This is a genomic window from Pseudolabrys sp. Root1462 (assembly GCF_001426945.1).
Taxonomy (GTDB): domain Bacteria; phylum Pseudomonadota; class Alphaproteobacteria; order Rhizobiales; family Xanthobacteraceae; genus Pseudolabrys.
In genome coordinates, this window is sequence record NZ_LMFS01000004.1 from 225,232 (window position 1) to 244,587 (window position 19,356).

The 19,356-nt window shown below is 65.6% G+C and carries 14 protein-coding genes; 12 read left to right on the forward strand and 2 right to left on the reverse strand.

Translation table 11 applies throughout. From position 1 onward, the window contains the following. Positions 1 to 45: 45 nt before the first annotated feature. A complete protein-coding gene (gene infA, locus ASD45_RS21970; RefSeq protein ID WP_056913836.1) occupies positions 46 to 318 on the forward strand; it encodes a translation initiation factor IF-1 in 273 nt (90 codons plus the stop codon). 70 nt (positions 319 to 388) lie between these two features. On the opposite strand, the gene ASD45_RS21975 is transcribed toward infA, so the two are convergent. After that, positions 389 to 1,195 (reverse strand): transglutaminase family protein, encoded by an 807-nt coding sequence (locus tag ASD45_RS21975; RefSeq protein ID WP_056913837.1) that lies wholly within the window; start codon positions 1,193 to 1,195, stop codon positions 389 to 391. A gap of 182 nt (positions 1,196 to 1,377) precedes the next feature. On the opposite strand from ASD45_RS21975, the gene ASD45_RS21980 reads away from it, so the two are divergent. The 8 genes from ASD45_RS21980 (at position 1,378) to ASD45_RS22015 (ending at position 10,801) form a co-directional block, all read left to right on the forward strand. Then, positions 1,378 to 2,142, forward strand: coding sequence for an N-formylglutamate amidohydrolase (locus tag ASD45_RS21980; protein WP_056913838.1), 765 nt, complete (start codon positions 1,378 to 1,380; stop codon positions 2,140 to 2,142). Positions 2,143 to 2,258: 116 nt separating this feature from the next. Further along, positions 2,259 to 3,776, forward strand: a complete 1,518-nt coding sequence (locus ASD45_RS21985; RefSeq protein ID WP_056913839.1) for a carboxypeptidase — start codon at positions 2,259 to 2,261, stop codon at positions 3,774 to 3,776. Between the two features lie 77 nt (positions 3,777 to 3,853). Further along, the gene (locus ASD45_RS21990) at positions 3,854 to 5,059 is read left to right on the forward strand and encodes a urate hydroxylase PuuD (RefSeq protein WP_056913840.1); all 1,206 of its coding nucleotides are present in this window, start codon (positions 3,854 to 3,856) and stop codon (positions 5,057 to 5,059) included. After that, the gene (gene uraD / locus ASD45_RS21995; protein WP_056913841.1) at positions 5,056 to 5,943 is read left to right on the forward strand and encodes a 2-oxo-4-hydroxy-4-carboxy-5-ureidoimidazoline decarboxylase; all 888 of its coding nucleotides are present in this window, start codon (positions 5,056 to 5,058) and stop codon (positions 5,941 to 5,943) included. The genes ASD45_RS21990 and uraD overlap by 4 nt, the downstream gene beginning before the upstream one ends. 178 nt (positions 5,944 to 6,121) lie before the next feature. Next, positions 6,122 to 7,693 (forward strand): ABC transporter ATP-binding protein, encoded by a 1,572-nt coding sequence (locus ASD45_RS22000; protein ID WP_056913842.1) that lies wholly within the window; start codon positions 6,122 to 6,124, stop codon positions 7,691 to 7,693. After that, positions 7,677 to 8,756, forward strand: coding sequence for an ABC transporter permease (locus ASD45_RS22005; RefSeq protein ID WP_056913843.1), 1,080 nt, complete (start codon positions 7,677 to 7,679; stop codon positions 8,754 to 8,756). Before ASD45_RS22000 ends, ASD45_RS22005 begins: the two co-directional genes overlap by 17 nt. 9 nt (positions 8,757 to 8,765) lie before the next feature. After that, on the forward strand, positions 8,766 to 9,686 hold the full coding sequence (locus ASD45_RS22010) for an ABC transporter permease (protein WP_056913844.1): 921 nt from the start codon (positions 8,766 to 8,768) through the stop codon (positions 9,684 to 9,686). A 35-nt stretch (positions 9,687 to 9,721) separates the two neighbouring features. Next, a complete protein-coding gene (locus ASD45_RS22015; protein ID WP_056913845.1) occupies positions 9,722 to 10,801 on the forward strand; it encodes a BMP family ABC transporter substrate-binding protein in 1,080 nt (359 codons plus the stop codon). A gap of 71 nt (positions 10,802 to 10,872) precedes the next feature. Here ASD45_RS22015 and ASD45_RS22020 read toward each other — a convergent pair whose 3' ends face one another. Further along, positions 10,873 to 12,213, reverse strand: a complete 1,341-nt coding sequence (locus ASD45_RS22020) for an 8-oxoguanine deaminase (protein WP_056913846.1) — start codon at positions 12,211 to 12,213, stop codon at positions 10,873 to 10,875. A 143-nt stretch (positions 12,214 to 12,356) separates the two neighbouring features. On the opposite strand from ASD45_RS22020, the gene ASD45_RS22025 reads away from it, so the two are divergent. From ASD45_RS22025 to ASD45_RS22035, 3 genes are all read left to right on the forward strand, one after another. Continuing rightward, on the forward strand, positions 12,357 to 13,178 hold the full coding sequence (locus ASD45_RS22025; RefSeq protein WP_056913995.1) for an FAD binding domain-containing protein: 822 nt from the start codon (positions 12,357 to 12,359) through the stop codon (positions 13,176 to 13,178). Next, positions 13,175 to 15,883: a molybdopterin cofactor-binding domain-containing protein gene (locus ASD45_RS22030; protein WP_056913847.1), complete on the forward strand. Its 2,709-nt coding sequence runs from the start codon at positions 13,175 to 13,177 to the stop codon at positions 15,881 to 15,883. Before ASD45_RS22025 ends, ASD45_RS22030 begins: the two co-directional genes overlap by 4 nt. 143 nt (positions 15,884 to 16,026) lie before the next feature. Further along, positions 16,027 to 19,347 (forward strand): transglutaminase family protein, encoded by a 3,321-nt coding sequence (locus tag ASD45_RS22035; protein WP_056913848.1) that lies wholly within the window; start codon positions 16,027 to 16,029, stop codon positions 19,345 to 19,347. The last annotated feature ends 9 nt before the right edge of the window (positions 19,348 to 19,356 follow it).

Sequence of the window (19,356 nt, forward strand, 5' to 3'; positions counted from 1 at the left end):
TAAAGGTAGCCCGCCCACGGCGCGGCTGACCGGGAGAGGATTTGGATGCCGAAAGAAGAAATGCTGGAATTCGACGGGACGGTGACCGAAGTGTTGCCGGACGGCAATTTCCGGGTAAAGCTCGATAACGAGCACGAAGTGCTGGCCTATACCGCGGGCAAGATGCGCAAATTCCGCATCCGCACCGGCGTCGGCGACCGCGTCATCGTGGAAATGTCGCCTTACGACCTGCAGCGTGGCCGTATCAGCTTCCGCCACAAGGGCGACGCGCCAACGGCGGCGCCGCAACAGCGACGGCCGAATTTCCGCCGCCGTTAATGACTCCGTACCGGCAGGCGGATCCCCGCCTCGCCCGCACCTAGCGACAATGCGATTGCCGCCCCGACAATCATTTGATTTCGTCGGTAATCACCTTGAATCCCACCATCGTGCAGAGGCCGAACGACGTCACGATAGCGACGTCGGTGGCATCGCGCCCGCGCGCCATCAGGATGCGGCCGACGCGCGGCACGTTGTTGCGCGGATCGAACAGGTGCCAGGCGCCGCCGAGATAGACCTCCATCCAGGCCGCGAAGTCGCCCGGCGGATAAGGCGGCGGCATCCCGATATCGCCGAGATAGCCGGTGCAATAGCGCGCCGGAATATTCAGGCAGCGGCAGAAGGTGATGGCGAGATGCGCGAAGTCGCGGCAGACGCCGCGCCGCTTGTTGTAAACCTCCCAGGCCGACATGGTCGGATCGGCATGCTCGTAGCCGAACGTGATGTGGTTGTGCACGTAGTCACAGACCGCCTGCACCAGCGACCATCCGGCCGGCAGGTGGCCGAAGGTCTTCCATGCGACGTCGCCGAGCCGGTCGGTTTCGCAGTATCGGCTTCCAAGCAGATAGATCAGCACGTCCGGCGGCAACTCGGCGAGCGGATGCTGATAGGCATTGGCGACGACGGGATCGGTCCTGCCGCTGTCCTCGATCGTGAAATCCGCCGTGATCTGCAGCCGGCCTTCCGGCGCGGTGATGACGTGGCAGAAATTGCCGAAGCTGTCGTGATAGGTGCGCGCCGGCAGCGGCGGCTTGAAATTGATGCGGTCCCAGCTCAGAAGGTCGGGCGTGCGCGAAGGATGCACGCTCAACTGCAGAATCATGGGCGTAGGCTGCGGACAGTTATAGGCGATCTCGTAGCCCGCGCGAATTTTCATACAAACTCCATCGCCGGCGTGACGTCGTCCGCCGGACGCATGCTAAGAAAAAAGCGGCTAATAAGTTCCGAAACGTAACGTCGCGTGCGCCCGACGTTCAAGGGCGCTTCCGTCGGCGGCACCTGCACTCTACCAGATTGCGGCGGCAAGGTCGCTCGCGAATAACAGCCGAAAGGCCCGTAATGCCAGCCACTCTGTTGTCACCCGACGAACCGTCGCCCGTTACCGTCCACAATGCGGGCGGCGCCTCGCCCTTGCTTCTGGTCGCCGATCACGCCGGCAATCGCATTCCCGCCGCGCTCGGCGACCTCGGCGTTTCAAAGATCGAGCGTGCGCGCCACATCGGCTGGGACATCGGCATTGCCGGCGTATCGCGGCGCCTCGCCGACGCACTCGATGCGGTATTGATCCAGCAGAATTATTCGCGCCTGGTGATCGACTGCAACCGCCCGCCGGCCGCGCCGTCGTCCATGCCGGAGATCAGCGAACTGACGCCGGTGCCCGGCAATATCGGGTTGAGCGATGCCGACCGGGCCCGGCGCGTCGCCGAAATCTTTCAGCCCTACCATCACGCGATCGAAGTCGAACTGACCCGCCGCCTGCAGGACGGGCGCCCCGTGGCGCTGGTCGCGATGCACAGCTTCACGCCGGTGTTCAAGGGCTTCGTGCGGCCATGGCACGCCGGCGTCCTCTACAATCGCGACGACCGGTTTTCGAAAAGGCTGAAAGCCGTGCTGGAAGCCGAGGGCGATCTCATCGTCGGCGACAACGAGCCTTATCGCGTCGACGATCTGACCGACTACACGATCCCGGTGCACGGCGAAAAGCGCAACCTGCATCACATCGCCATCGAGATCCGGCAGGACCTGATCGCCGACGAGACCGGGCAAGCCGCCTGGGCGGCGCGACTGGCGCGGCTGTTGCCGCTGACTTATCGGGCGCTGTGAAGGCTGCGGCATCGCGGCACGCGTCCGCGGCATCGCGCCGCCGTTTGCCGCTCGCCGCCTCACAAAGCCCACATTACAATCGGGTAATCGCCGCCTCGTCTTTCATCGGGTGCGCCATGGAATTCGCCGGCCTTCGTCTCGCATGGACTGTGCTGCTCGCCGGCATGATCGCCGCGGCGCCCGCTATGGCATCCGCGCAAGAGGCCGCACCGACGGCCGCGCCGCCAAGGCAGAACGAAAAGCACGACGCCGGCCCCGGCATTCTCAAACTGCTGCCGGCCGACGCCGTTACCCAGCATTCGATCGACACGCCGCAAGGCCGCATCGACTACACGGCAACCGCCGGCACGCTCGCCTTCTATGACCAGTCCGGCAGCCAGAGCGCCTCGGTGTTCTACACCGCCTATGTGGCGAAGAACCGCGGCGCCAATCGGCCCTTGACCTTCGCTTTCAACGGCGGCCCGGGCGCGGGCTCGGCCTTCCTGCATCTCGGCGTCGTCGGCCCGCGCATTCTCGAACTCGGGCCCGACGGTCATGACGCGACGCGCGCCGAACTGCGCGACAATCCGCAAACCTGGCTCGCCTTCACCGATCTGGTGCTGATCGACCCCATCGGCACCGGCTGGAGCCGCGCCGCCAAGAGCGACGACGCCAAGAATTTCTGGGGCGTGCGCAGCGATGCCGACGCCATGGCCAAGGCGATCGCGCTCTATGTATCGCACAACAACCGCTCCTCGGCGCCGAAATATCTGCTGGGCGAAAGCTACGGCGGCTTGCGCGCCCTGAAGACGGCGCGCGCGTTGCTGCGCGATCAGGGCCTCGCGGTCAGCGGCATCGTCATGCTGTCGCCGTTGCTCGAAGGCTGGCTCACCTTCGGCGACGACACATCGGCGTTGCGCGCGGCGCTGCAATTGCCGTCGCTGGCCGCCGCCGAACTCGAGCGCAAGCACACCTTCACGCCCGAGGCGCAGGCCGCCGCGGAAAACTTCGCGATGACCAATTATCTTACCACGCTCGCCGGCCGGCCGCCGCAGGGCGACGACGCGCAGAAATTCTACGGCCGCGTCGCCGAGGTCAGTGGCGTGCCGGAACAGACCATCGCCAACGCGCGCGGCTTCATCAACGACTTCGTCAAGACGGTGCGATTGGGCAAGATCGTCAGCCGCTACGACGCCGATTACGCGGTGGACGATCCCAACCCTGAACGAACGTCGGACCGCGGTTCCGATCCGATCCTCGACGGCGTGGCGCGTGCCTATGGCGGCGCTTTCGCCGACTACGCCCGCAACGAACTCGGTTTCAAGACCGAGATGACCTATACCCTGCTTGCCAACGATATCAGCGGCAAATGGGACTGGGGCCACGGCGGACGTTTCGCGGTCAGCGGCGAGGATGACATTCGCACCCTGCTCGCCTTCAACCCGTCGTTCCGCATTCTCGTCGCCCACGGCTATGCCGACATGGTCACGCCCTACGGCATGACGCGTTACGTCCTCGACCACCTGCCGCCGATCGGCGCCGCCGGGCGCGTTCAGCTCAAGCTCTATCGCGGCGGCCACATGTTCTACATCGCCCAGGATTCGCGGAGAGCCTTCAGCGCCGACGCTGCGGCGTTCTATCGGGCGGCGGAATAAGCCAGCCACCGGCTCCCTTGAACTACCGGGCGGCCATCTGTCATGGTGGCGCGGCCGGATGTTCTGGGGGCCGTTGCGTGGACTTCTATCTCGTCGTTTCCGAACTTGTCAGCGCGACGCTGCGATGGCTGCACGTCATCGCCGGTATCGCCTGGATCGGCTCGTCGTTCTACTTCATCCACCTTGACCTCAGCCTGCAGAAGCGCGTCGGCTTGCCCGACGGCGTCAAAGGCGACGCCTGGCAGATTCACGGCGGCGGCTTCTACCAGATGATCAAATTTCTGGTGGCGCCGAAGCATATGCCGGATGAGCTCACCTGGTTCAAATGGGAAGCCTATGCCACCTGGCTGTCCGGCTTCGCGTTGCTGGTCGTCGTCTATTACCTGCAGGCCGACCTGTTCCTGATCGACAAGTCGGTGCTGAACATGAGCGCGCCGACCGCGGCGGCGATCGCTTTCGTGACGCTCGTCGTGAGCTGGCTCATCTACGAGGCTTTGTGCCGCTCGCCGCTCGGCAAGCACGCGGTCGCACTGGCTCTGGTCGGCTATGTTTATCTCGTTGCGCTGACCTACGGCTTCACCCATGTGTTCAGCGGCCGCGGCGCCTTCACCCAGATCGGCGCGCTGATCGGCACCATCATGGTCGCCAACGTCTTCGCCGTGATCATGCCGAACCAGCGCAAGACGGTGGCCGCACTGATCGCCGGCGAGAAGCCCGATCCGGTGTGGGGCGAGCTCGGCAAGCAGCGTTCGGTGCACAACAACTACCTGACGCTGCCGGTCGTGTTCCTGATGCTGTCCAATCACTATCCGCTGTTCTTCGCGACGAAGTACAACTGGATCATCGTCGCCATCGTGCTGATCATCGGCCCGGTGATCCGGCATTTCTTCAATGCGCGGCACGAAGGCAAGGAGAGTCCGTGGTGGACCTGGTTCGTCGCCGCCTTCGCGATGATGCTGGTGCTGTGGCTGACCACGACCGGACCGAAGGATGCCGGCAAGACCGGCGCGCTGGAACAGAAGCCGACTTTCGCGCAGGTCAACGAGATCGTGTCGTCACGTTGCAGCATGTGCCACGCCGCCGAGCCGGTCTGGGCCGGCATCGGCGAGGCGCCGAAGGATATTCGGCTCGACAGCCCGGAAGCGATCAGATTGCACGCGAAGCTGATCGCGCTGCAGGCCGGCCGCTCCAGCGCCATGCCGCCGGGCAATGTCACCGAGATCACGCCGCAGGAGCGGCAGGTGCTGGCGGCGTGGTATGCGGCAGGAGCGCCGGCAGAATGACGCCCATCACCCTCGACCAGCTCAACGCCCTGTCAGCCACCGATTTCACCGCGGCGCTGGCCGACATCTATGAGCATTCGCCCTGGGTCGCCGAAGCCGCGGCGAAGCAACGGCCGTTCGCGACGCTCAATGCCCTGCATGAGGCGATGGTGGCGGCGGTGAAAGCCGCGCCGGATGACGCGCGCATGAAACTGATCGCCGCGCATCCCGATCTCGCCGGCAAGGCGGCGCGCGCCGGTTCGCTCACCAGGGATTCGACGGACGAGCAGATGAGCGCCGGACTCGATCGTTTGAGCGAAGCCGACTACGCGCGCTTCCACAAACTCAACGACGCCTACAAGGCAAAGTTCGGCATTCCTTTCATCGTTTGCGTCCGCCGGCACACCAAAGACTCGATCCTTGACGAGTTCGAGCGCCGTCTTGCCCAGGTCGATGCCGCCGAAACCGACACCGCGCTCGGCGAAATCTTCCGCATCGGGGCGCTGCGCCTCGACCAGCGCATTACCGCGGCGGATAAAGTGCCGATAACCGGCCGGCTCTCCACCCACGTGCTCGACACCCATAGCGGCCGGCCCGCCCAAGGCGTGGCGGTCGAACTATGGGAATTGTCGCGCGACGGCAGCGAGCGCCTGATCGTCCGCGCCACGACCAACAGGGACGGGCGCACCGATGCACCGCTGATCGGCGGCCGGCCAGTGCCGCGCGGCACCTACGAACTGCGCTTTGCCATCGGCGGCTATTTCCGCAACTGCGGCGTGCCGCTACCCGACCCGCCGTTTCTCGACATCGTGCCGATCCGCTTCGGCGTCGCCGAGCCGGAGGGTCATTATCACGTCCCGCTGTCGGCCTCGCCCTGGGCCTACGGAACCTATCGCGGCAGTTGACCTCCTGCCCAAACGGCAGGCCGCGACGCCGCAATTGCCGCGTGGATAGGCAGGGGCTGGCGACAATTGGTGCCTTCAACTGCCGCCGAAATTGGCACAATATTGGCTTGTCGTTTTTCTAGACGCCGCCCGGGGGACAAGGCGCCGTCGCAGTCTGAGTCACGGGACAGCCTTCCACATGTCGGATCAGGGGTCGGCCAGTCATTCCGCGCGTGCGCCTCTGCTCCAGGCCATTGGCATCACCAAACGCTACGGCAGCTTCCTCGCCAATGACGACGTCTCCATCGACCTCTTTCCCGGCGAAATCCATGCACTGCTCGGCGAGAACGGCGCCGGCAAATCGACCCTGGTCAAGACGATGTATGGCCTCATCCAGCCGAGCGCCGGCGAGCTGCGCTGGCTGGGTGAAAAAATCGAACTCGCCGGCCCGGCCGATGCGCGTGCGCGCGGCATCGCCATGGTGTTCCAGCACTTCTCGCTGTTCGACAATCTGACGGTGGCCGAAAACGTCGCCCTCGGGCTCGACGGTTCGGAAAGCTTTGCCGCGATGTCGGCGCGGCTGGCGCAGGTGTCGCGTGACTACGGCCTGCCGCTCGATCCCAAGCGCGAAGTGTGGCGGCTGTCGGTTGGCGAACGCCAGCGCATCGAGATCGTACGCGCCCTCATGCAGAACCCGAAGCTGCTGATCCTCGACGAGCCGACCGCGGTGCTGACGCCGCAGGAGGCCGACCAGCTCTTCTCCGTGCTCGAACGCCTCAGGAGCGAAGGCCGCGCCTTGCTCTACATTTCGCACAAGCTCGATGAAGTGAAGCGGCTGTGCGACACCGCGACCATCCTGCGCGGCGGCAGGAAGGTCGCAACCTGCAATCCGCGCGCGGAGACTGCGGCGTCGATGGCGCGCATGATGGTCGGCGCCGATATCGGCGAGGTCAAAGCGACGACGGCGCGCGCCGTCACCGTGCCGCGGCTGCTGATCCGCGATTTGTCGATGGAGCCGGACGACCCGCACGGCACTTATCTGCGCAATGTCGCAGTCGAGGTGTTCGGCGGCGAAATCCTCGGCATCGCCGGTGTTGCCGGCAATGGTCAGGATGAATTGTTCGCCGCGCTGTCCGGCGAACGGCTGTGCCCGCACGAGGACAACGTCATCATCGACGGCCACGCGGCTGGCCACCTTTCCGTGACGCAGCGGCGCAAGCTCGGCGCCGCCTTCGTGCCCGAGGAACGTCTCGGCCACGGCACCGCGCCGCGCATGAAATTGTCGGAGAACGCGCTGCTCACCGGCCACGCCGCCAGCCGCATGGTGAAGCACGGCTTCGTCGACCGCCCCGCAACGTTGAAAGCCGTTGACGCGACCACCGCGACCTTCGACGTGCGCAAGGCCAAGCGCGATCCGGAAGCTGCCAGCCTGTCCGGCGGCAATCTGCAGAAATTCATCGTCGGCCGCGAAATCCTGCGCGAGCCCGGCGTGCTGGTGGTGAGCCAGCCGACCTGGGGCGTCGATGCCGGCGCCGCCGCGGTCATCCGTCAGGCGCTGCTCGATCTGTCCGGCCGCGGCACGGCCGTGCTGGTCATCAGCCAGGACCTCGACGAGCTGATCGAGATTTCCGACCGCATCGCGGTGATGTTCCACGGCAGCCTGTCCGAGCCGATCGCCGCGGCGAAGGCCACACGCGAGAAGCTCGGCCTGCTGATGGGCGGTGCCTCGCCCGAAAGCGCGAAGGAGGTTTCTCATGCAGTTGGTGCTTGAGAAACGCGCCGAGCGCTCGACCTTCATCGCGCTCGCCTCGCCGCTGCTCGCCATCGTCCTCACGCTGGTGACGATATCGATTCTGCTGCTGGCGCTCGGCAAGAACCCGCTCGCGGCGCTCTATGTCTATTTCATCGAGCCGCTGACCGATCCCTACACCCTGATGGAAATCGCGGTAAAGGCTTCGCCGCTGGTGATGATCGCGATCGGATTGTCGCTGTGTTATCTCGCCAATGTGTGGAATATCGGCGCCGAAGGCCAGTTTATCATGGGCGCGGTGACCGGCAGCTATCTCGCCGTCGTCACCAATGGCAGCGACGTCGGGCACTGGCTCGTCATCGTGATGCTGATCATGGGCGCGCTCGGCGGCGCGCTGTGGGCGCTGATACCGGCGATCTGCCGCGTGCGCTTCGGCGCCAACGAGATTCTCACCTCGTTGATGCTGGTCTATGTCGCCGACCTGATCATGGATTACCTCGTGCGCGGGCCGTGGCGCGACCCCAAGGGTATGAACTTTCCGACCACGGCGTCGTTCGATCCGTCGGCGACCGTGCCGGTGATCCTCGACGGCGGGCGGTTGCATGCCGGCGTCATCGTCACGCTCGCCGTGGTGGTGATCGCGGCGGTCATGCTCGGCCGCACCATCAAGGGCTTCGAGATCCGTGTCGTCGGCGCGGCGCCGCGCGCGGCGCGATTTGCCGGCTTCAAGTCGGACCGGCTGGTGATCTTCACCTTCCTCATTTCAGGCGCGCTGGCCGGGCTTGCCGGCATCATCGAAGTCGCGGGGCCCGTCGGCGTGCTGCAGCCCGGCATCTCGCCGGGTTATGGCTTCACCGCGATCATCGTCGCCTTCCTCGGCCGGCTCAATCCGCTCGGCATCCTGATCGCGGGCCTGTTCCTGGCGCTGACCTTCATCGGCGGCGAAGGCGCGCAGATCTCGATGAAGATCCCGCTCGACCTGACCAAGGTGTTCCAGGGCGTGCTGCTGTTCTACGTGCTCGCCTGCGACAGCCTCATCCTCTACCGCATCCGCCTGATCGGCTCGCAACCGAAAACCGCATGAGACGAATGCATGCTGATCGTTGAAGCCATCATCCTGTCCGTGATCGCCGCCTCGACCCCGCTGCTGCTGGCGGCGGCGGGCGAACTCGTCGTCGAGCGTTCCGGCGTGCTCAATCTCGGCGTCGAGGGCATGATGATCATGGGCGCGGCCTGCGGCTTTGCCGGCGCCTTCCTCAGCGGTTCGACCTTCGTCGGCGCGCTCACCGGCATCGCCGCCGGTATGGCGCTATCCTTCGTCTTCGCGGTGCTGACGCTCGGCCTGGCGGTCAACCAGGTGGCGGCGGGACTGGCGCTGACCATTCTCGGCATCGGATTGTCCGGGCTGATCGGTGCCAGCTTCGTCGGCCAGAAGATCGTGCCGGCGCCGCATCTCTATATCCCCGGCCTGTCTGACATCCCGGTCGCCGGCAAGATCCTGTTCGCTCAGGACGGCTTCGTCTATTTCTCGGTGCTGCTCGTCGTCGGCATCTGGTGGTTCCTGTACCGCACGCGCGGCGGACTGATCCTGCGCGCGGTCGGCGACAGTCACACCTCGGCGCATGCGCTCGGCTATCCGGTGCTGAAGATCAGGCTGATGGCGGTGCTGTTCGGCGGCGGCTGCGCCGGCCTCGCCGGCGCCTTCCTGCCGCTGGCCTATACGCCGTTCTTCATCCCCGGCATGACCGCCGGCCGCGGCTGGATCGCGCTGGCGCTGGTGGTGTTCTCGTCGTGGCTGCCGGGCCGGCTGGTCGCCGGCGCCTATCTGTTCGGCGCGGTCAGCATCCTGCAACTGCACGCCCAGGCGCTCGGCCTCGGCATCCCGTCGCAGCTCATGACATCGCTGCCTTATCTCGCGACCGTGATCGTTCTCGTCATCATTTCCCGCGCCCGCGGCAGCGCGGGCTCGGTAGCGCCGGCCTCGCTCGGCGTCGTCTTCGTACCGGATCGATAAGCAATCCCTGACGTCACATTCAACTGGAGCTGAGCATGAAAAAACTTCTGATGACCGCCGCGGCGGCGGCCCTGGCACTCGCCGCAACCGCGATGAACGCATCCGCCGCCGACAAGCTGAAGGTCGGCTTCATCTATCTCGGCCCGGTCGGCGATCTCGGCTGGACCTATATGCACGAAGTGGCGCGTCAGGCGCTGGTCAAGGAGCTCGGCGACAAGATCGAGACCACCTATCTCGAGAACGTCAACGAAGGTCCGGACTCTGAGCGCTCGATCGTGCAGCTCGCCCGCACCGGCCACCAGCTCATCTTCACGACGTCGTTCGGCTACATGGACCCGACCGTGAAGGTCGCCAAGCAGTTCCCGAAGATCAACTTCGAGCACGCCACCGGCTACAAGCGCGCCACGAACCTCGGCACCTATTCCGGCCGCTTCTATGAAGGCCGTTACATCCAGGGCGTGATCGCCGCCAAGATGTCGAAGACCGGCACGATCGGCTACATCGGCTCGTTCCCGATTCCGGAAGTGATCTCCGGCATCAACGCCACGATGCTCGGCGCGCAATCGGTCAACCCGAACATCAAGGTCAAGATCATCTGGGTGAACACCTGGTTCGACCCCGGCAAGGAGGCCGACGCCGCCAAGGCGCTGGCCGATCAGGGCGCCGACGTGCTGATGCAGCACACCGATAGCCCGGCGGCGATGCAGGTCGCGCAGCAGCGCGGCATCTACGCCTTCGGCCAGGACAGCGACATGATCAAGTTCGGCCCGAAGTCGCAGCTCACCGCCATCGTCAACAACTGGGGGCCCTATTACATCAAGCAGACCAAGGCGGCGCTCGCCGGCACCTGGAAGTCGGAAGACACCTGGGACGGCCTGAAGGAAAAGATGGTGGTGATGGCGCCCTACACCAACATGCCCGATGACGTGAAGAAGCTCGCGGAAAAGACCGAAGCCGACATCGTCGCCGGCACGCTGGTGCCGTTCAAGTGTCCGGTGCTCGGCCAGGACGGCAAGCCGGTGGAATGCAAGGGCGGCACGCATCTCGATGCCGGCCAGATCCTCGGCATGAACTTCTACGTCAAGGGCGTGGACGACAAAATGCCGGGCAAGTGAGGCTTGCTTATCCCTCCCCGCCTTGCGGGGAGGGATAAGAGGAGCAAAGCGCGAGTGCGTTTGTGGACCTTTTAGCTTTGCACCATCTTCGCCGCCGCCTGATGGCGGCGCATGAGACCGGCGACGTCGAGGCCGGGAATGGCGCCGTCGATCACCGTCCAGGTGCCGTTGATCATGACGCGGTCGGCGCGATGCGCGCCGCACAAGACCAGCGCCGCGAGCGGATCGCCGTAGCCGGAAAAGCGCAACTCATCGAGTTTGTAGAGCGCCAGGTCGGCGCGCTTGCCGAGCGCGATCTCGCCGAGTTCGGGACGGCCGACGCAAGCCGCCGAACCTTGCGTCGCCCAGCGCAAGGCATCCTTGTGGCTGACCCTGGTGACGCCGTAGCGCCCGCGCTGCAGCAGGAACGCGGCGCGCACCTCCTGCATCAGATTCGATTCATCGTTCGACGCCGAGCCATCGACGCCGAGACCGACGGCGACGCCGGCGGCTTCCAGTTCGCACACCGGGCAATGACCCGAGGCGAGCGTCTGGTTCGAGCAGGCACAATGGCTGATCGACACCTTGCCTTTGGCAAGGCGCGGCATTTCCGATTTGTCGAAATGCACGCCATGCGCCAGCCAGGTGCGTTGATTGAGCCAGCCGCAATCCTCGAGATAGTCGAGCGGCCGGCAGCTGTAGAGCTGCTGACAGAAGGCATTCTCGTCCTCGGTCTCGGCGAGGTGCGTGTGCAGGCGGACGTCGAGCTTCTCCGCCAGCGCCGCCGTGGACTTCATCAGCGACGTGGTGACGGAAAACGGCGAGCACGGCGCCAGCGCCACTTGCGTCATCGCCGAATCGCCGCGCTGGTGATAGCGCGCCACGACGCGCTCCGAGTCGGCGAGAATGGTGTCCTCGTCCTGCACCACCGAATCCGGCGGCAGGCCGCCGTCGCGCTCGGACAGGTTCATCGAGCCGCGCGTCAGCAGCACGCGGATGCCGAGCCTCGAGGCCGCTGCGATTTCGATATCGACGCCGTCTTCCATTCCCTTGGGAAACACATAGTGATGATCGGTGGTCGTGGTGCAGCCGGACAGCATCAGCTCGGCCATCGCCACCGTGACGGCGGCATCGAGCGCCGCCGGCGTCATCTTCGCCCAGATCGGATACAGCGCCTTGAGCCACGGGAACAATTCGCGGTCGAGTGCGGCCGGGACGGCGCGCGTCAGCGTCTGGTAGAAATGATGATGCGTGTTGATCAGACCGGGAATGACGACATGGTCCCGCGCGTCGAAAGCCTTGGCATTCGCCGTCCTGGGCTCCTTGCCCTTGCCGACCAGTTCGACAATGGCGCCGTCGCTGACGACGACGCCACGCTCGGCGCCATCGGCCAGAATGGCCATGGGGTCCTTGATCCAGAGTGCATCGATCATTCGAAAATCCCTTCGCCGTCATCATATCGGGACTTGCAAGTCCGGGACCAGCACCCCTCTCCGTTCGTCCCCGCGAAAGCGGGGACCCATTCCTGGATTCCCGCTTTCGCGGGAATGAAGGCAGGATGTATCAGGCGGCCGCAATGGACCTGAACACCATCACTGCCGTCGAGAGGCCGACATCGCGCGAGGCGCTGCGCGTCTGGCGCGACGGCGACGCATTCCTGGCCGGCGGCACCTGGCTGTTCTCCGAGCCGCAGCCGAAGCTGACGCGGCTGATCGACCTGTCGACACTGAACTGGGAGCCGCTGCGCGCCACCGGCAACGGGCTTGAGATCGCCGCGACCTGTACCATCGCGCAACTCGATGGCTTTGCCGCGCCGCCAGGCTGGATAGCCGCGCCGCTGATTGGCCAATGCTGCCGCGCCTTCCTCGCCTCGTTCAAGATCTGGAACGTCGCCACCGTCGGCGGCAATATCGTCATGTCGCTGCCGGCCGGACCGATGATCTCGCTGACCTGCGCGCTCGACGGCGAACTCCTGATTTGGGGACCGGATGGCAGGGAACGCCGCGTCGCCGTCGTCGATTTCGTCAAGGGCCCCGTCAGCAACGACTTGAAGTCCGGTGAGATCGTCCGCGCCATTCATCTGCCGCTCGCTGCACTGACGCGGCGCACCGCGTTCCGCCAGATTTCGCTGCAGAGCCACGGCCGCTCCGGCGCGCTCCTCATCGGCACGCGTGACGCCGGCGGAGCCTTCATGCTCACGGTCACCGCATCGACACCGAAGCCGTATCAGTTCCGCTTCGACGCCCTGCCCGGCGCCGATGAATTGACCGCGCGTACCGACACCACCATCGCCAACAACTGGTTCGACGACATTCACGGCCTGCCGGCGTGGCGGCGCGCCATGACACTGCAATTCGCCCGCGAGATTCTCGCCGAACTCGGTGGAGGCGCGGCATGAGCGTCACCGTCAACGGCAAACCGTTTGATGACCAGCCCGCGCCGGGCCAATGCCTGCGCACCTTCCTGCGCCAGCTCGGTCATTTCGGCGTCAAGAAAGGTTGCGACGCCGGTGACTGCGGCGCGTGCACCGTCTATCTCGACGGCGAGCCGGTGCATTCCTGTCTGGTGCCCGCCTTCCGCGCCGAAGGCCGCGAGGTGACGACCATCGAAGGTCTCGCTCAAGGCGGCGCGCTGCATCCGATGCAGCAGGCCTTTCTCGACGCGCAGGGCTATCAGTGCGGCTTCTGCACCGCCGGCATGATCATGACCGCCGCAGCGCTCAACCAGGAACAGAAGGCCGATCTCGGCCGCGCGCTCAAAGGCAATCTGTGCCGATGCACCGGCTATCGTGCCGTCGAGGACGCCATCGCCGGCCGCCGTGACACCGAGGATGCCAGGCCCGGCCGCGGCGTCGGCCACAACGTACCGGCGCCGGCCGGGCCCGATGTCGTCACCGGCCGAGCGCGTTTCACGCTCGATGTTGCGATCGACGGTCTGCATCACATCAAGCTGCTGCGCTCGCCGCATGCCCATGCCCGCATCCGCGCGATCGATAAAAGCGCGGCGCTGGCGGTGCCCGGCGTCGTCGCGGTGCTGACACATGAGGACGCGCCGGCAACGCTCTATTCCAGCGCCCGCCACGAGACCCGCGACACAGATCCCGACGACACGCGCGTGCTTGACGATGTCATGCGCTTCATCGGCCAGCGCGTCGCCGCCGTGGTCGCGACAAGCGAAGCCGCCGCCGAGGAAGGCTGCCGCAAGCTTGTCGTCGATTACGAAATATTGCCCGCGGTGTTCGATCCTGAGACGGCGATGCAGCCCGGCGCGCCGCGCCTGCACGACAAGGGTCCGCAAGCGCGCATTGCGAATGCGTCGCGCAACCTCGTCGCCGAGATGCATGGCGCGACCGGCGACGTCGCCCAGGGTTTCACCGCGGCCGACGCTATCCACGAGGGCACGTATTTCGTGCCGCGTGTGCAACACGCCCACCTTGAAACGCTGTGCGCCATTGCCTGGATCGACGAGAGCGGCCGGCTGAATGTTCGGTCCTCAACCCAGGTGCCGTTCCTGACGCGGCTCGAACTGGCGCATGTCTTTGGCCTCGACCGCGACAAGGTGCGCGTGTTCTGCGAGCGGGTCGGCGGCGGCTTCGGCGCCAAGCAGGAAATGCTCACCGAAGACATCGCGGCGCTCGCCGCGCTGAAGACCGGCAAGCCGGTGAAGCTCGAATTCACGCGCGAGGAGCAGTTCGTCGGCGCCACGACGCGGCATCCGATGAAGGTGACGGTGAAGATCGGCGCCCGGCGCGACGGCGCCTTGACCGCGATCGAGATGCACGTCGTCTCCAACACCGGTGCTTACGGCAATCACGGCATGCCCGTGCTCGAGCATGCCTGCTCGGAAGCGGTCAGCGTCTATCGCTGTCCGAACAAGAAGATCGACGGCTACGCGGTCTATACCAACACGGTGGCGGCCGGCGCGTTTCGCGGCTACGGCCTGCCGCAGACCGGCTTCGCCGTTGAATCGGCGATTGACGAAGTGGCGCGCATGATCGGCATGGACGCGCTGGAATTTCGCCGCTGCAATGTCGTGCGCAAGGGTGAGCCGATGATCGGCCTGCACGAAGCGCCCGACGATGTCATCTATGGCAGCTACGGGCTCGACCAGTGCCTGGATCTGGTCCAGGCGGCGCTGATGCGCGGTGACGGCGATGAAGCGCCGCCCGGCTGGTCGGTCGGCGAAGGCACGGCGCTCACCATGATCGACACGGTGCCGCCGGGCGGGCACTACTCCGACACATATATCTGGCTGGAAGCCGACGGCACCTACAACATGACCATCGGCACCGCCGAATTCGGCAACGGCACCTCGACGGTACACCGGCAGATCGCCGCCAGCGTGCTCAATGCCAGCCCGCTCGCCATCGCCTTCACGCAATCCGACACCGATCATGGCGGCCATGATACCGGCGCCTATGGCTCGACTGGCACCGTGGTGGCAGGCCGCGCCACCCAGCGCGCGGCGGAAGCACTACGCGACAAACTGCTCGACTTCGCGGCGACGCAATCCGGCGTCGACCGCGCGCAATGCAAGCTCGCAGGCGACGCCGTCGATTGCGGTGGCAAGACGATAGCGCTCGGCGAACTGTTCCGGATCGCCGAAGCCTTCGTCGTCGATCTGTCGGCGCACGGTACGACCAACGGCATTCCGCGTTCGGTCGCTTTCAACGTGCACGGTTTTCGCGTCGCGGTGAACACGACGACCGGCGAGGTGAAGATCATCAAGAGCGTGCAAGCTGCCGACGCCGGCACCGTCATCAATCCGATGCAGTGCCGCGCCCAGATCGAAGGTGGCGTGGCGCAGGCATTGGGCGCCGCGATGTTCGAGGAGGTTGTGGTCGACACCGAGGGCCGCGTCACCAATCCGTCATTCCGGCACTACCGCATCCCGGCTTTCGCCGACGTGCCGCACACCGAGGTCCTGTTTGCCCGGACCAGTGACGAACTGGGCCCGTTCGGCGCCAAATCGATGAGCGAAAGCCCGTACAATCCGGTCGCGCCCGCGCTCGCCAATGCCATCCGCGCCGCCACGGGCGTGCGGTTCTATCGCCTGCCGCTCAAGCCCGACCGCATTCATGCGGGCATCACAGCCGCCGGCTAACCAAGTCAGGCTAAATCGCTGGAATTGGGACCGTTTTGAGCGCCCAATGGGCAGGCAGGCGGCCCGAAACTTGCTTCTTCAAAGGGCAAACGTCCGGCCGCCAAAGCGCATAAACTGGCCTCGCAACAGGTAAACGGGTCTCCATGTCCATCCTCGCCGGTCTCCATCACCTGACGAGTTACAAATACGACAAGCCGATTGCGCTCGGGCCGCAGATCGTCCGCCTCCGCCCAGCGCCGCACAGCCGCACCAGGATCCCGAGCTACTCGTTAAAGGTTACGCCGGCCGACCACTTCGTGAACTGGCAGCAGGATCCGCACGGCAACTGGCTCGCCCGCTTCGTCTTCCCGGAAAAGACCACCGAGTTCTCGGTCACGGTCGATTTCACCGCCGATCTCGAAGTCGTCAATCCGTTCGATTTCTTCGTCGAACCTTACGCCGACAAGTGGCCATTCGCTTACGCCGACGAACTGAAGGACGACCTCACGCCCTATCTGAAGACCGAGCCGGTCGAGCCGCTGTTGCAGACGCTGATCGATTCAATCTCGCGCGAGCCGCGCAACACCGTGAACTTTGTCGTCGATCTCAATCAGCGCATCAACAAGCTCGTGAAATACGTCGTGCGCCTCGAGCCCGGCGTGCAGACGCCGGACGAAACCCTCTCGTGCGGCAGCGGTTCGTGCCGCGACTCGGCCTGGCTGATGGTGCAGTTGCTGCGCCACATCGGGCTCGCCGCGCGCTTCGTCTCCGGTTACCTGATCCAGCTCCGCCCCGACATCAAATCGCTCGACGGCCCAAGCGGCACCGAGGTCGATTTCACCGACCTGCATGCCTGGACCGAAGTCTATCTGCCGGGCGCCGGCTGGATCGGACTCGATCCGACCTCCGGTCTGCTGTGCAGCGAAGGCCATATCCCGGTGGCGGCGACGCCGCACTACCGCTCCGCGGCGCCGATCACCGGCCTGGTCGAGCCGGCCGAAGTCACGTTCAATTTCGAGATGGCGGTCGCGCGCATCGCCGAACAGCCGCGCGTCACCGCGCCGTTCTCGGATGAAGCGTGGAACGCGCTCGACGCGCTCGGCCACAAAGTCGATGCCGATCTCAACACCTGGGACGTGCGGCTGACAATGGGTGGCGAGCCCACCTTCGTCTCGATCGACGACTATCAGTCGGCTGAGTGGAACACCGCCGCGCTCGGCGCGCAGAAGCTGATCCGCGCCGACGATCTGGTGCAGCGCCTGCGCACGCGCTTTGCGCCCGGCGCGCTGCTGCATTACGGCCAGGGCAAATGGTACCCGGGCGAAGAGCTGCCGCGCTGGGCCTATTCGCTGTACTGGCGCCGCGACGGCCAGCCGGTGTGGCGCAACCTAGACCTGATCGCGCGCGCGAAGACCACGCCGCCGCCGACCTCGCTCGACCTTCAGGCTTTCGCCGAAGCGGTCGCCGCGCGCATCGGCCTGCGTCATGAATTCGTGCAGCCGGTCTATGAAGATCCGGCCGAGCGTCTGCTTAAGGAAAGCGCGCTGCCGGAGAACGTCGATCCGGCCAATCCGAAGATCGACGATGCCGCAGAGCGCAACCGCATCATGCGCAGCTTCGAGAAGAAGCTGACGCATCCGGCCGGCTTCGTCATTCCGGTGCAGCATTGGACCGCGCAGGCCAGCGCCGGCTGGCTGTCGGAAATCTGGAATACGCGGCGCGGCCGGTTGTTCCTCATTCCCGGCGACTCGCCGGCCGGCTTCCGCCTGCCGCTCGGCCAGCTGCCGTATATCGCGCCGGCCGATTATCCGCATCCGATGCCGGCCGATCCGTTCAGCGCGCGCGGCCCGTTGCCGGCCGCGGCCGCAGCGTCCGAGCCGACCAAGGCGCCGCCCCTGCAGCCGGAAACCCTGGTGGCGCAGGCCGGCCCGCGCGCGCTGGCGCAATTGCAGGCGAGCCACATTCCGGTGCGCACCGCGCTGACCATGGAAATCCGCGACGGCCGGCTTTGCGTGTTCATGCCGCCGACCGAACGGCTCGAGGATTATCTAGACCTGCTCACTGCGGTCGAAGCCACGGCCGAAGCGCTCAACATTCCGGTGCACATCGAAGGCTACCCGCCGCCGAACGACCCGCGCGTCAGCGTCATCAAGGTGACGCCCGACCCCGGCGTCATCGAAGTCAACGTCCATCCGGCGGCGAACTGGCGCGAGGCCGTCGATATCACGCGCGGCCTCTACGAGGACGCCCGGCTGGCGCGGCTCGGCACCGACAAGTTCATGATCGACGGCCGCCACACTGGCACCGGCGGCGGCAATCACGTCGTGCTCGGCGGTCAGCTCGCCTCCGACTCGCCGTTCCTGCGCCGGCCCGATCTGCTCAAGAGCCTCGTGCTCTATTGGCAGCGTCATCCGTCGCTGTCCTATCTGTTCTCCGGCCTGTTCATCGGTCCGACCAGCCAGGCGCCGCGCATCGACGAAGCGCGCCAGGACATCCTCTACGAACTCGAAATCGCGATGTCGAACGTACCGGCGCCGGGCAACGGCAGCACACCGCCGCCGTGGCTGGTCGATCGTATCTTCCGCAACATCCTGGTCGACGTCACCGGCAACACGCATCGCACCGAAATCTGCATCGACAAGCTGTTCTCGCCGGACGGCCCGACCGGCCGGCTCGGTCTCGTCGAATTCCGCTGCTTCGAAATGCCGCCCGATCACCGCATGTCGCTGGCGCAACAGTTGCTGTTGCGGGCGCTGGTCGCCTGGTTCTGGCGCGAGCCGCAGGACGGCAGACTGGCGCGCTGGGGCACCGGGCTGCACGACAAGTTCATGCTCGAGCATTACGTCTGGTCGGATTTCCTCGACGTCCTCGAGGATCTGAAGCGCGCCGGCTACGCCTTCGATCCGGTGTGGTTCGACGCCCAGCGGCAATTCCGCTTCCCGCGCTACGGCGTCGTCGAACACGGCGGCGTCGCGCTCGAACTGCGTCACGCGCTGGAGCCGTGGCATGTGCTCGGCGAGGAAGCCGCCGGCGGCGGCACCACGCGCTTCGTCGACTCGTCGGTCGAACGTCTGCAGGTCAAGGTGGACGGCTTCATCGAAGGCCGCCACGCCGTCACCTGCAACGGCCGGCGCCTGCCGCTGCGCTCCACCGGCCGCAACGGCGAATACGTCGCCGGCGTGCGCTTCAAGGCGTGGAATCTCTCGGCCGCATTGCAGCCGACGGTGCCGGCCAACGCCCCGCTGACCTTCGACATCGTCGATCTGTGGAGCCGTCGCTCGCTGGGCGGCTGCGTCTATCATGTGGCACATCCGGGCGGCCGCAATTACGAGACATTTCCTGTGAACTCGTACGAAGCGGAAGCCCGGCGGCGGGCGCGCTTCGAGGATATCGGCCATACTGGCGGGCGCTACGAGCCGGCGCCGGAAGCGCCCTCGCTCGAATTGCCCCATACGCTTGACCTGAGGCGGCCGGGCTGGCTCTAACCCTGGATC

What these genes read in the sequence shown, in the direction of transcription:
- infA (WP_056913836.1), top strand. Translation starts at nt 46, where the DNA reads ATGCCGAAAGAAGAAATGCTGGAATTCGACGGGACGGTGACCGAAGTG.
- ASD45_RS21975 (WP_056913837.1), bottom strand. Translation starts at nt 1,195, where the DNA reads ATGAAAATTCGCGCGGGCTACGAGATCGCCTATAACTGTCCGCAGCCT.
- ASD45_RS21980 (WP_056913838.1), top strand. Translation starts at nt 1,378, where the DNA reads ATGCCAGCCACTCTGTTGTCACCCGACGAACCGTCGCCCGTTACCGTC.
- ASD45_RS21985 (WP_056913839.1), top strand. Translation starts at nt 2,259, where the DNA reads ATGGAATTCGCCGGCCTTCGTCTCGCATGGACTGTGCTGCTCGCCGGC.
- uraD (WP_056913841.1), top strand. Translation starts at nt 5,056, where the DNA reads ATGACGCCCATCACCCTCGACCAGCTCAACGCCCTGTCAGCCACCGAT.
- ASD45_RS22000 (WP_056913842.1), top strand. Translation starts at nt 6,122, where the DNA reads ATGTCGGATCAGGGGTCGGCCAGTCATTCCGCGCGTGCGCCTCTGCTC.
- ASD45_RS22005 (WP_056913843.1), top strand. Translation starts at nt 7,677, where the DNA reads ATGCAGTTGGTGCTTGAGAAACGCGCCGAGCGCTCGACCTTCATCGCG.
- ASD45_RS22010 (WP_056913844.1), top strand. Translation starts at nt 8,766, where the DNA reads ATGCTGATCGTTGAAGCCATCATCCTGTCCGTGATCGCCGCCTCGACC.
- ASD45_RS22015 (WP_056913845.1), top strand. Translation starts at nt 9,722, where the DNA reads ATGAAAAAACTTCTGATGACCGCCGCGGCGGCGGCCCTGGCACTCGCC.
- ASD45_RS22020 (WP_056913846.1), bottom strand. Translation starts at nt 12,213, where the DNA reads ATGATCGATGCACTCTGGATCAAGGACCCCATGGCCATTCTGGCCGAT.
- ASD45_RS22025 (WP_056913995.1), top strand. Translation starts at nt 12,357, where the DNA reads ATGGACCTGAACACCATCACTGCCGTCGAGAGGCCGACATCGCGCGAG.
- ASD45_RS22030 (WP_056913847.1), top strand. Translation starts at nt 13,175, where the DNA reads ATGAGCGTCACCGTCAACGGCAAACCGTTTGATGACCAGCCCGCGCCG.
- ASD45_RS22035 (WP_056913848.1), top strand. Translation starts at nt 16,027, where the DNA reads ATGTCCATCCTCGCCGGTCTCCATCACCTGACGAGTTACAAATACGAC.